The organism is Cellulosilyticum sp. (genome assembly GCF_982396655.1).
In genome coordinates, this window is record NZ_CEVXFV010000025.1 from 1 (window position 1) to 12,112 (window position 12,112).

11 protein-coding genes are annotated in these 12,112 nt (G+C 32.6%); 8 read left to right on the forward strand and 3 right to left on the reverse strand.

All coding sequences use genetic code 11. The annotated features are described in order from the left end of the window. Positions 1-621 precede the first annotated feature (621 nt). Complete coding sequence (locus tag AC1VAQ_RS11665) at positions 622-2,667, reverse strand: adenylyltransferase/cytidyltransferase family protein (protein WP_479903943.1); 2,046 nt, start codon at positions 2,665-2,667, stop codon at positions 622-624. A gap of 205 nt (positions 2,668-2,872) precedes the next feature. Here AC1VAQ_RS11665 and AC1VAQ_RS11670 point away from each other — a divergent pair, with 205 nt between their 5' ends. Genes AC1VAQ_RS11670 through AC1VAQ_RS11690 form a run of 5 tightly spaced genes read left to right on the forward strand, consistent with a single transcriptional unit; the run spans position 2,873 to position 6,927 of the window. After that, entirely contained in the window at positions 2,873-3,592 is a 720-nt protein-coding gene (locus AC1VAQ_RS11670) for a glycosyltransferase family 2 protein (protein ID WP_479903944.1), read from the forward strand. Between the two features lie 52 nt (positions 3,593-3,644). Beyond that, the gene (locus tag AC1VAQ_RS11675; protein WP_479903945.1) at positions 3,645-4,361 is read left to right on the forward strand and encodes a glycosyltransferase; all 717 of its coding nucleotides are present in this window, start codon (positions 3,645-3,647) and stop codon (positions 4,359-4,361) included. An 18-nt stretch (positions 4,362-4,379) separates the two neighbouring features. Then, positions 4,380-5,090, forward strand: coding sequence for a glycosyltransferase (locus AC1VAQ_RS11680; RefSeq protein WP_302596906.1), 711 nt, complete (start codon positions 4,380-4,382; stop codon positions 5,088-5,090). An 18-nt stretch (positions 5,091-5,108) separates the two neighbouring features. Beyond that, a complete protein-coding gene (locus tag AC1VAQ_RS11685; protein ID WP_303243837.1) occupies positions 5,109-6,173 on the forward strand; it encodes a glycosyltransferase in 1,065 nt (354 codons plus the stop codon). Positions 6,174-6,186: 13 nt separating this feature from the next. Beyond that, positions 6,187-6,927 (forward strand): glycosyltransferase family 2 protein, encoded by a 741-nt coding sequence (locus tag AC1VAQ_RS11690; protein WP_302596904.1) that lies wholly within the window; start codon positions 6,187-6,189, stop codon positions 6,925-6,927. Between the two features lie 139 nt (positions 6,928-7,066). Here the strand turns inward: AC1VAQ_RS11690 and wecB are convergent, their stop codons facing one another. Continuing rightward, complete coding sequence (wecB, locus tag AC1VAQ_RS11695) at positions 7,067-8,173, reverse strand: non-hydrolyzing UDP-N-acetylglucosamine 2-epimerase (RefSeq protein WP_479903946.1); 1,107 nt, start codon at positions 8,171-8,173, stop codon at positions 7,067-7,069. A gap of 2 nt (positions 8,174-8,175) precedes the next feature. Then, positions 8,176-9,285: a polysaccharide biosynthesis C-terminal domain-containing protein gene (locus AC1VAQ_RS11700; RefSeq protein WP_479903947.1), complete on the reverse strand. Its 1,110-nt coding sequence runs from the start codon at positions 9,283-9,285 to the stop codon at positions 8,176-8,178. Between the two features lie 177 nt (positions 9,286-9,462). On the opposite strand from AC1VAQ_RS11700, the gene AC1VAQ_RS11705 reads away from it, so the two are divergent. The 3 genes from AC1VAQ_RS11705 (at position 9,463) to AC1VAQ_RS11715 (ending at position 12,087) form a co-directional block, all read left to right on the forward strand. Beyond that, positions 9,463-10,458 carry a polysaccharide biosynthesis protein gene (locus tag AC1VAQ_RS11705; RefSeq protein ID WP_302596901.1) on the forward strand — a complete coding sequence of 332 codons (996 nt, stop codon included), beginning with the start codon at positions 9,463-9,465 and terminating at the stop codon, positions 10,456-10,458. 69 nt (positions 10,459-10,527) lie between these two features. After that, positions 10,528-11,253 carry a glycosyltransferase family 2 protein gene (locus AC1VAQ_RS11710; protein WP_479903948.1) on the forward strand — a complete coding sequence of 242 codons (726 nt, stop codon included), beginning with the start codon at positions 10,528-10,530 and terminating at the stop codon, positions 11,251-11,253. 210 nt (positions 11,254-11,463) lie between these two features. Next, positions 11,464-12,087 (forward strand): hypothetical protein, encoded by a 624-nt coding sequence (locus AC1VAQ_RS11715; RefSeq protein WP_302596899.1) that lies wholly within the window; start codon positions 11,464-11,466, stop codon positions 12,085-12,087. Positions 12,088-12,112: the final 25 nt, after the last annotated feature.

A 12,112-nucleotide genomic window follows, 5' to 3' on the forward strand; every position in this document is an offset into this window, starting at 1 on the left:
AGGTGACCAATACTAACGGTTCGAGGGTTTGACCTAAAAAACAGGTTGAATTATACATTGTAGTATTTGTTTTTCTGAGTATAAGAACGAGTAAAGACATCCGATAGGATGTCTTTTTTGTTGTGAGAAAAGCAGCACTGTCTGATATAAAAATAATAACATAGACGAATTTAGGCCTATACTCATCAGGCATATTCTAGTAGTGGTCTTACAAAGAGGATGGGGACTTACTGTTAGTATTCTATCTCTGGAGAAATTTAATGATGTTTTTATAGATAAAACAACTATGACTTTAAATCATACATCATATAAATAGGTTTCTCCAAATGATTTCACATAGCGATAACACAATGAATAACTAAATTTTATGAATATGAAATTTATATGGAGAAACCAACTAAAAATTTGAAATATACATGTACGTAAATAGGTTTCTCTCAATGATTTCACATGACTAAAAACTATGAATAACTAAAATTTATAAATGTGAAATCTATATAGAGAAACCAACTAAAAATTTGAAATATGCATCTAGGTAAATTGTTTTCTCCCAATGATTTCACATGACTAAAAACTATGAATAACTAAGATTTATAAATGTGAAATCTATAGTAAACAGAATTAAGAAAACTTATTATTTATAAAATTATAGGTAGCTAAAGGCAGTAGGTCTTTAGTGGCTTCGATATTACCCTGTTTAATTAAATTTCGAACAAGGGAAGCACTGATGACCTTATTATCAATAGATTTACGTGGTAGTTCTATAAGATGGATATTGTACCATTTTAATGTTTCCTTTAAGAATGAATTATATTGTGCAGTTATTTGATCTAAGGGCTCTTCACCTACGAACCTATAAGTAATATTTAGGATAGGAGCTATTTCTTGAGCGAAAAGTTGAATATCTTTAGTAGGATTAATTGTAACATGTTGGAGTTGGTCTTTAAAAAAGTATTCTGGAAAAGTTAAGGTAGAAATAATGAATTTGCCACTTGGAAGAACAGTAACATTTTTTAAATGAGTGCAGCAAGCTTTTGCTAATTGATAGCGTTCAGTAAAACTGAAAAAGGACTTATCTTCCTCTAGAATGAAGACGTAAAGATAATCGACGAATTTGAGACTTTCTTCAACTAGATAGAGATGGCCTAGGGTAAATGGGTTGCAGTTCATTACAATGGCACCTATTTTTTTTCGGGAGTAATCTGAAAGTCTATATTTGAGGAGAGTATCTTTAAATGAAAGAAGTTCAGGGGATAGAGCGGTGATGTGATTAAGATTCATTTTAACTTCTTCAGTAATGGTATTTTGTAGGGGAGAAGGAAGTTTTAAAAGATTAAAGATATAGTCAGCTAGAGATTTATTAATGAGATGTGTTACATGCATTATGCTATTAATAATACAAGGTTTCGGAAGATTTTGCTTAGTATATACAGGTAAGGGGTCAATAATATTGATATTAAACGCATCACCTAATAAGTAATTATGAGGCCCACTGCTGAACAGGATTACTATATCATTTTTTCTATAAGTTGTACTGAGCATATTATGGAAATCATAGATAGAGTTAATACCTCCTTCTACGCCATAGTTGAGTACGCGGAGCCAATTGGTCTGTGAATTATTAATATTTTTTTGAAGGTAGCTAGGAATTGTAGAATCATCACATACATAACCACCTCTAACAATGCAAGGACCGAAGCAATGGACAGAATTGATGTAAGTAGTAGGTGAATTAGTAGTGAGCCGTTTGCCGTCTATAACATTATTAGTTTCGCTAGTACAGTCTTTTAGACAATGCTTAAGCCCTGCATCGATGACTGATACTTTTTTGTAGTCTCCGTTTTCAAAGAACTTTCTATTATGATTATCACCATAGTATTTATCCAATGCCGTTGTATCTTGAGCAAAAGTAGAAAGTCCATAGGGATAAAGGTCTTTTGTGAGGGCTTTAGGGAGCTGTGCTAAGGAAGGAAGTTGGATGTAATAAAAATGGATATTATTTTTTTTGTAAAAATCAAGTACATATATAGAAAGTAATTGTAAGTAAATATAATCTATACTTGCATAGAGAATGTTTTGTTGTTTGTAGGATTTAAGTTCATGATTTGGTGAATGAAAAATAACGACATCATAAGACTGGACTGAACATGTAGGCGAGGGGATTGTATATATGTCTAGTTGAAAGATATTAAGTTGCTGGAGCTTATTATAAAGCGTATACATACGTTCATCTAAACAAGAAAATAAGATTCTATGTCCTATATGATTGAAGAGGGTTAGGTAGAGATTATCATTAAGAAGTTCCCAATAAGTTTTTGCAAAGCTAGGGGGTGTAGTAACTTTTATTAACTCTCCTTCTATTTGATTATCTTTAAGGATAGGTAGAAAAGTATAATTGCAGTTTTCAAAAAAGCTACTTTTATCAGAGGTAGTAAGATACTGGTTGTAATCAATTGATTGTATTTGAGTCGTTAGATGGTTAAATTGTTTAGGAAATATTTTAATACGTTTAGAAAGGTCAATATATCCTATGAGTTGATGATTTTTTTCAATATATATAGCATTAAAGCATTTCGATAGGGCCCAAGCAATAAAGGATAAATCAGGTGATGCTGTATCAATAATGCATAAATCATCACGCTTTATAGTAATCATTTTAATTTCCATTTAATCAGCCTCCGAGGATGAGAATAGAGAGAAAGTAATCATATGTCATTATATGCGATATTAATGATACAAGTTACCAAGGAGTATGTATGTAAAACAGCTTTGAAGTTAAGTGGATAAGATATGTAACGTTTTATAGTAGGGTTCATAAAATAATAAAAAAGAGATGCTAGTGTTTAAAGAATAGAAAGGATAAGGGGTAGATATGAAGGAGATAGGGATATCTATTATTACACCTACTAGAAAAAAGGATTGTATGGACCAGTTAATAAATAATTATCATAGACAAAAGTATGAGAATAAGGAATTAATTATTGTTATTAATAATGATGAGATGAATGAAAAAATGTTTGAGAAGTATATGAATGAAGATAAAAGTATACAAGTTTACCAGTTACCGGCTAGATTGCATCTTGCAGAGTGCCTTAATTTAGCTATAACAAAGGCACAGTTTGATTATATAGCTAGATTTGATGATGATGATTATTATGGTGAGGAATATCTAAAAGAAATCAATTATAATTTTCAAACTAAGACATGTGACATTATTAATAAGGGGAGTTTTTATACGTATTTTAAGGAGATTAAGACATTACTTAAGCGGGGAATTGGAAAAGAGAATAGGTATGGGTCTGAAGGTGGAGGTGCTACAACTTGCTTTAGAAAAGAGATTTTTAATCATATAAAGTATGTAAGTATAGACCGTTGTGATTCAATTCTAATGAAAGCATGTAGGGAGCAAGGGTATGTTTTATATTCTACTACACCTTATAATTTTATGGCTGTTCGAAGTATAGATACAACTATTCATACTTATCCCAGGCCTTATGAAGACTTTTTAAGAAATCCGCGTACTAAAATTGCTGCGGAGCAAATAGAGTACGATGAAGCTTGGAAGTTTATAAGTGATTTATCAAATTGTTAAAATTCGAGTATAGCTAAAGTTAAGACAGATTAAGAGAGAAGGCAAAGATTATATGAATAAGGCAATGGTTATATACATTATTTTTAATACACACAATAGGACGCCTGACCGATTTACAAAAGAGTGGATTGAATATCGAATTGATATATTTGAAAGATATACTTTGCAGAGTATAAAAGAACAAACTAATCAAGACTTTAGGGTTTACTTATGTTGTGAGAAGATAACGATGCCTATTATTCATGAATGTTTAGCCAAGAGGGAGCCATTACCGGATAATGTAAGATTTGATACAATCCCGAATAATAATAAAGATATATTGAAATATATTGAGAAATATGATTATCTTTATGATATTAGATTGGACTCAGATAACTTGTATCAAAAAGACTTTATTCAGAAGTTGTATGATTATAGGCCTAAAGAAGATACAGAGGTAATTATTAGTCAGAATGGATATGTGTATGATACACGAGACGCTTGTTTAGCATCGTATTTTCAAAAGTCACCTCCATTTTATGCTTTTATATATAAGGTACAAGAATATAAGAATGGCTTCCGTTATAATACACCAGGCGGTCATAGGATGGTTATTAAATTATGGAAGTATGAATTACTAGATGGTGCTAATTATATGATAACACTTCATGGAAAGAATGAATTAAATAATAGAAATTTATTGGATGAGAAAATGTTATTAGAAAAAGATGAGAAAGAAAAGGTATTAAAGGAATTTGGAATTCTGGATAGGTTAACATTAATGAAATAGATTTTGGGGGAAGAGATAATGCGTAAAATGATGGTAATATGGATACTTTTTAATACAGTGAATTATACAACTGATCGATTGACGCAGGAGTGGCTAGAATATAGGTTAGATATATTTGAAAAATATACTTTGAAGAGCTTGAAGAACCAAAGCAATCAGGATTTTAGAGTCTATTTATGTTGTGAAGAATCAACAATGCCTATGATTAGAGCATATTTAGATAAGAAGCCTCCTTTACCCAATAATATACAATTTGATACAATTGCGCATAATGAAATGGATATAAAAAAGGACATTATGCAATATGACTTTTTATATCATATTCGATTAGATTCGGATAACCTATATCATCAAGATTTTATTCAGAAACTCTATGATTATGTTCCAAAGGAAGAGACTCAAGTAATCATTAGTCAGAATGGCTATGTATATGATACAAGAGATGATAGTCTAGCACCATATTTTCAGAAGTCCCCACCTTTTTATGCCTTTATATATAAGGTCCAAGATTATATAGATGGGTTTAGATATCGTACGCCGTTAGGACATAGTCGCATTATAAATTTGTGGAAGTATGAGTTTATGGAGGGATATAACTATATAGTAAGCCTTCATGGTAAAAATGTGCTCAATAGAAGAGACAAGTTGAATGAGAAGCTATTAATTGAAGGTGATCAAAAGGAAAAGGTACTTGGTGAGTTCGGGATTCAAGATAGACTAATATACTAGCAAGGAGGGGACTTGAATATGAAAAAGACGATTCTTTTTATGGTGACCAATGGTACAGGATTAGGGCATTTAACCAGGGGCTTAGCTATTGCTAGAAGGCTTAGAGAAATAGAAAAGCAATATGAGATTATTTTTCTTACGACGTCTTTAGCTACAGAAGTGCTGAGAGAAAATAATTTTATGTTTTACTATGTACCCACGAAAGGGTTAATGCCGGAAGAGATTACTTGGAAAGTATGGAACACGTTTTTAAGTGAACAGATAGAATCAATTATAAAGTTATATGAACCAGTTGCTATTGTTTTTGACGGTGCAGTACCTTATATGGGCTTACTTGCTAATCTGAATAAAAAGCACGCTTTTAAGAGCGTGTGGATTAAAAGAGAATGTTATAAGAAAGCATTTGATAAGCTAGAAGAAAAGGAAAAAGCATTTGATTTAATTATTGTACCTAATGAAGTAAATGATGTAATAATATCTAATACTAAGAAGAAGGTATATACAAATCCTATTATATTTTTAGAAGAGAATGAGGCTTATTTAAGGGAATCTATAAGGAAACAAATAAATCTAAAGGATGATGAAAGCTTATTTTATATCCAATTAGGAGCAGGCAATATTAATAATATAGAGCGTACATTGGAAACAATTGTAGCATCGATTATTAAAAATCCTCAGTATCATATTTTATTGGGTGAATCTATTATAGGAAAGCATTTAGATATAAAAAGTAATCAGATTACGCGTATTAGAAACTTCCCCAATGCACAATATTTCAGGGCGATTGATGGCGCTATATCAGCAGCAGGATACAATACTGTGCATGAATTATTACTTTTTGGGGTCCCTACACTTTTTGTACCGAATAAAGAAACTGCACAGGATGATCAGATGGCGCGTGTGAAGAAAGTAGAAAAAGAAAATGCAGGTTTAATACTAGAAGATTTGACATTTCAGGAAATTGAAAGAGGTGTTAATTATTTAGTGAACAATAAGGAACAGTTAAGTATAAATGCTAAGGCATTAATAAAAGGAAATGGTGCATTAGAAGCCGCAAAATATATTAAGGCATTATTAGATTAAGGGGAGTGGGAAAATGTTACCTTCGAAAATGCGGCATGATATTGGTTTTTCAATAATAACGGCAACGAAAAGAAAACATTGTGTAAGTCAAGTGATTGAAAACTATAAGAGACAAACCTATCCGAATAAGGAACTTATTATTATCATTAATAATGATAATATGAGCGTAGATGATTTTGCAGAAGCATGCAAGGAGGACCCTAATATTGCGGTATATCAACTTCCGGAAGATGTAACGACAGGAGAATGTTTAAATTATGGATGTGCACGCGCAAAAAATACGTATTTAGCAAAGTTTGACGATGATGATTATTATGGCAAGTATTATTTACAAGAGGTAAAGGATACATTTGAAGCAACTTCCGCAGATATTGTTTGTAAGCGAGGGATTTTCTACTACTTAGAAAAAGAAGAAGAACTTATTGTAAGGTTTAGAATGACAAGACAGTGTAAAAAGGTTATAGGGGGAGCTGGAAGTACTTTATGTTTTCCCAGGGAATTATTTCAGGAGATTCAGTTTAGTGAGTTAAAAAGGGCTTCAGATTCAGATTTTATAAGAAAATGTAAAGAGAAGGATAAGAACATATATACAAGTACTAGTTATAATTTCTGCTCTATAAGAAGTAAGGATTTAGAACAACATACCTGGAATATAAGTAATGAAGAGCTAAAAGAAAAGGCAGATAAAAATTTTGGCGCTAAGCATATGACGAAAGAGGAGATGTATAGTTTTATAGAGCGTTATCCAGTATAGGAATAATAGATGATTTATTGAGGTAGGGAAATAGGCATGAGCAGAATAAAAAACAGGTAAAGGAAATAAGCTTTACCTGTTTTTTATTTAGAAGAAATATAGTGACATATAGTAACTGCGTATTTGATTGATAGGAGTGTTATTTTCGAATGAGGGGAGCGTAGCTTTGAATGATTTGAGCTACCTTAGTAGAAACATTTGTATCCACATAATCGATAGGTGGTGTAAAGGTATTTTTGCCAGATAGGTTGCAGGCAAGATTGATGGCATTAAATATTGAATGCGTATTAATACCGCCTAATATCATGGAACCTTTATCTAATCCTTCAGGACGTTCTGTTGAGGTACGAATAGAGACAGCAGGAAAATGTAGGAGGCTAGATTCTTCTGATAAGGTCCCACTATCTGATAAAACGCAAAAGGCTTCTTGCTGTAACTTGTTGTAATCGATAAAACCAAATGGTGTAACATTTTGAATAAGTGGATGAAATTTAAACTGATGTTTGGCAATGATGTTTTTCGTACGCGGGTGGGTAGAAAAAATAATTGGGAGTTTATAAGAATCAGCCACTTGATTGAGTGCAGTCATTAGAGAAATGAAATGGTCTTCAATATCAATATTTTCTTCACGATGGGCGGAGACCAAAAAGTATTTTTTAGGTGTGAGTTTGAGGTCATCAAGGATTGTACTAGTTTTAATAGTCTTAATATGTTTTTTGAACACTTCAGGAAGAGGTGAACCTGTAACATAGATATATTGGGACTTTAATCCTTCTGCAATTAAATTACGGCGTGCATGTTCTGTATAGGGAAGATTAATATCAGAGATATGATCTACAATTCGTCGGTTGGTTTCTTCTGGAACACTTTCATCAAAACAGCGGTTACCAGCTTCCATATGAAAAATTGGTATTTTGAGCCTTTTAGCAGCAATAGCAGAAAGTGCTGAATTGGTATCGCCTAAAATAAGGAGTGCATCAGGATGTTCTTTTTGTAATAAGTTATAGCTCTCGTGGATAATATTTCCCATTGTTGCGCCTAAATTTTCACCCACACAGTTAAGAATGTAATGAGGGCTGGGGAGCAAGAGATCTTTAAAGAAAACTTCATTGAGAGAATAATCCCAGTTTTGTCCTGTATGAACAAGAAGGTGATTAAACTCTTGATTAAATAAATGAATAATTTCGCTAAGACGAATAATTTCTGGTCTTGTGCCTACAATGGTCATGACTTTCAGCTTACTCATGTTTAAACCTCCTCATAATAGGTATCTGGTTTTGAATTGTTAAAAGGCTCACTTGCCCAAAATAGTGTCAATAAATCTGTTTGACCGGAATTGGTAATATTGTGGGTATAACCAGGAGGAATATCAATGACCTCAATTTTTTGACCTGATACATTGTAGTGTATAACTTCTGTACTAAATATAGACCGGAGTGAAATAGTAGCTTCTCCTTGGAGAACAACAAACTTTTCAGTTTTAGTATGATGCCAGTGATTGCCGCGTGTAACACCTGGTTTAGTGGTTGAAATGAATATTTGACCAAAGTAGTTAGATTTAATGAGCTCACTAAGTGTACCACGAGAATCCGTATGCATCGTTAGTGAATAATTAAGGGAAGTGGGTTCCAGGTAAGAGAGATAAGTAGCATAAAGGGCGCGGTCAAATAAACTCAGTAAACTAGGCATTAATAGGGAAGAGGAATTTTGTTTAAAGGCCTTAATTTTATTTGCCAGCTCTAAAAGAGTGAGAGAATAAGTTGGTGCAGCATTTAGAAGACCACTTTGAAGCGTATCGTGATTTTCTAATGTGTATAAAAATGAAGAGATGACGTCATCTATATAGATTAGGTTAAGCATTTTATTATCATCAGTAATGTGAATTGGTAGATTATGAGAGATATTGTAACAAAAAGTTGCAACAACGCAGTTGTAATTAGGTTGACACCATTTACCAAAAACATTAGTTAGGCGATAGATATATACTTTATTTCCTGTAGATTTTGACCAGTTTAGGGCATAATCTTCCATAGCTTTTTTGCTTTTGCCATAGGGATTGTCAAGAGCAGCTTGAGTGGAAGAGGAGATAATAAGAGGGACGTTTTTTTGTAATTTATCAATGAGGCCTAAGAGATGGGCAGTAAAATCTACGTTACCCTTTTGAAAGTCTTCTAGATTTAAAGTGCGATTGACACCTGCTAGATGAATAATAAAGTCAGCTTGTTTCAGTCCCGAAATTAACTCATCTTGCGTATTGTGAATATCAATAGGAATAGCTTTATGTGTGGTCCCTTGTAAGGTAGATAATAAATTTTTACCAATAAAGCCGTTGGCACCAGTAATAAGAATCTTAGACATGAGTCAACCTCCTAAAATAGCATTAATATAGTATATGAATGATAGGTAAGGGATAGTTACTGAAATGAATTATTTTGCAGGATGTTCAAAACTTAAATATGTACCAAAAAATAATGGTTATCATACAATATACTAAGTTGAAAAAAATGCGTTACCTTGTTGAAAGAGGGGAAAAACATGTATAAAAATCAGGTTATTCTTATAACAGGTGGAACCGGGTCCTGGGGACATGAACTTGTAAGGCAGTTACTTAATGAATCACCAAAGGAAATACGTATCTTTTCTAGGGGAGAATTGTCGCAGGTAAAAATGGAACGTGAATTTATGGATCCTCGTTTGAAATTTATTATAGGGGATATTAGAGATTTAGAAGTACTTACGACTGCCACTCAAAATGTGGATTATGTATTTCATCTGGCTGCATTAAAACATGTACCTATATGTGAATTGCAGCCTAATGAAGCAATTAAGACTAATATTGTAGGAACACAAAATCTTATAAAGGCATGTATAAAAAATAAAGTTAAGAAAGTTATAGATGTATCAACGGATAAGGCCGTTGATGCCCTTAATTTATATGGTATGACTAAGGCGGTCGGTGAACGCCTTATTATTCAGGCAAATTTACTATCTGAGGATACAAAATTTGTTTGTATACGTGCAGGAAATGTATTGGGTTCAAATGGAAGTGTTGTGCCATTTTTTGTTAATCAGATTAGAGAACTTAAGAAAGTAACTATTACCGATTCTAAAATGACAAGGTATTTTATAACTTTACCAGAAGCTATCAGTTTATTATTTAAGGCTGTTCAAGCGAGTGTAGGTGGTGAAACGTTTGTAATGCGTATGCCTGCCTATCGCATTATGGATGTAGCGCAAGTTTTAATTGAAGATAGTGGTGTAAAAGATGTGGCTATAGAGACAGTAGGTATAAGACCAGGTGAGAAATTAGATGAGGTATTAGTATCTGAGCATGAATCAGGACATACGTATCAATATGATGAAACATATTATGTTATTATGCCAATGATAGAGGTACCTAAATTAAAGGCGCATTATGCCGCTTTAAATCTAGCAAAGGTTAATTTTAGCCGATATACTTCAGCAGATTTTGTCTTAGGAAAAGAAGAGGTTAAGAAATTACTGAGGAAAGGTAATTATTTAAAACAATGACCAGTTTTGTGAAGAATATTTACCTAAGTAGTAGAGAGGTTATCATATGTTTAGTTGGAGGAATGTGTAATGGCTACAACTGGATTGGATGGAATCTCAGTTATTACGTCTACCATACGTAAGTCATGTACATTGCAAATCATTTCTAACTTTATGAAACAAAAGTTTGCACATAAAGAACTCATTATAGTTATTAATAATGATGAGATGCAGCCATTTGATTTTAAGCTGAGTGAAGAAATGCAAAAAAGTATTCATATATATCAGTTACCATCTTGTGAAACTTTAGGTCAGTGTTTGAATATGGGAATAGAAAAAGCAAAGTATAATTATATTGCTAAGTTTGATGATGATGATTATTATAGTAAGTTGTATTTAGAAGAAATGTACGGTGCTTTTAAGAGAGAAGCATGTGATGTAGTTTGTAAGCGGAGTATATTTTATTACTTAGAAGGGCATCGTGAGTTGGTATTGTTATCAGCCAGTGGGCAGAATAAGCGTGTTACAAAAGGTGCTGGAGCTACAATTGGTGCAAGAAGAGATATTTTTAATAGTATTCAGTTTGAAAAGTTAAAGGTTGGAACTGATTCCCACTTCTTTAAAAAGTGTCTGCAATATGGGCTTAAGTGCTATAGTACTTCAAGTTACAATTATTTATGTTTTAGAGGAAAGGAAGTAAAGCAACATACCTGGCTGATTACAGAGGATGAGATTAAAAATAATTGCCTACGTTGTTTTAGTAAACCTATGAGTTATGTTGAGGCGTGTGAGTTTGTAAGTTATTATAAAAAATAAGTTGATGTAATATTGTATAAGTTATAGATAAAACCTAAATTAAAGTATGATAAAGTGCTATTTGCTAGTCTAAAAAAATGTTAGTAAATAGCACTTTATTTGTATATAACGCATATTTTGTAGAGAGGACAATAAGAAGGAATTTATTTAGTACCTGCTCCTAAATTGAGCCTTTAAATTCTTAAAATTATATAGAAGGGAAAGATATGTATGGCAGATGCATGTACCCTATATAAAGCACAGAAGGTCATAAAGAAATTTGTAGCTACTATTACAGTTCCAATTGGATTTCAAATTTTGGGTGAAGGGGAAGACCCAACATATCCTTATGCCGCTTATCTTACGTTAGATAAGAATTCTGTTAAATTAGTTGAAGAAACAACAGTATTACCAGCTACAGTACAGGTACCAGACTTAGACAACCCTGGTGAAACAATTGAAGTACCTTGTGAAACACAGATGCGTCAATTTAGACTTAGAGGACCTCTTTTCTACAACTCTGTTGTAACAGGTTTTGTAGCAACAAATCCATTAAATCCAAATCCAGATGAAAATAATAATATAGCGCCGACAGCATTTAGTGATAGTAAACCAGTTCAAATTGATGAAGTTATTGCTTATACATGTTATGAATGCGATTTACAAGGTGATGTATTTACTGGCTTTAATATAAGTATTGAGCAAGGTACAGAGTTTATCATTAATAATGAAGGCGAACAAATTCCTCATACACCACTTGATCCTAGTAACTTCTTTGCAGAATTAAAAGGAGCAGATACACAGGTTATCTATATTCCATATACTTTAGCACTTGAACCAGTAACAACGGCTTAAAGCTAATGAAATAATCTTAGAGCAG

Coding starts and splice junctions, on each gene's coding strand:
- wecB (WP_479903946.1), bottom strand. CDS start 8,173: ATGAGTAAGCTGAAAGTCATGACCATTGTAGGCACAAGACCAGAAATT.
- AC1VAQ_RS11690 (WP_302596904.1), top strand. CDS start 6,187: ATGTTACCTTCGAAAATGCGGCATGATATTGGTTTTTCAATAATAACG.
- AC1VAQ_RS11700 (WP_479903947.1), bottom strand. CDS start 9,285: ATGTCTAAGATTCTTATTACTGGTGCCAACGGCTTTATTGGTAAAAAT.
- AC1VAQ_RS11665 (WP_479903943.1), bottom strand. CDS start 2,667: ATGGAAATTAAAATGATTACTATAAAGCGTGATGATTTATGCATTATT.
- AC1VAQ_RS11705 (WP_302596901.1), top strand. CDS start 9,463: ATGTATAAAAATCAGGTTATTCTTATAACAGGTGGAACCGGGTCCTGG.
- AC1VAQ_RS11670 (WP_479903944.1), top strand. CDS start 2,873: ATGAAGGAGATAGGGATATCTATTATTACACCTACTAGAAAAAAGGAT.
- AC1VAQ_RS11675 (WP_479903945.1), top strand. CDS start 3,645: ATGAATAAGGCAATGGTTATATACATTATTTTTAATACACACAATAGG.
- AC1VAQ_RS11715 (WP_302596899.1), top strand. CDS start 11,464: ATGGCAGATGCATGTACCCTATATAAAGCACAGAAGGTCATAAAGAAA.
- AC1VAQ_RS11685 (WP_303243837.1), top strand. CDS start 5,109: ATGAAAAAGACGATTCTTTTTATGGTGACCAATGGTACAGGATTAGGG.
- AC1VAQ_RS11680 (WP_302596906.1), top strand. CDS start 4,380: ATGCGTAAAATGATGGTAATATGGATACTTTTTAATACAGTGAATTAT.
- AC1VAQ_RS11710 (WP_479903948.1), top strand. CDS start 10,528: ATGGCTACAACTGGATTGGATGGAATCTCAGTTATTACGTCTACCATA.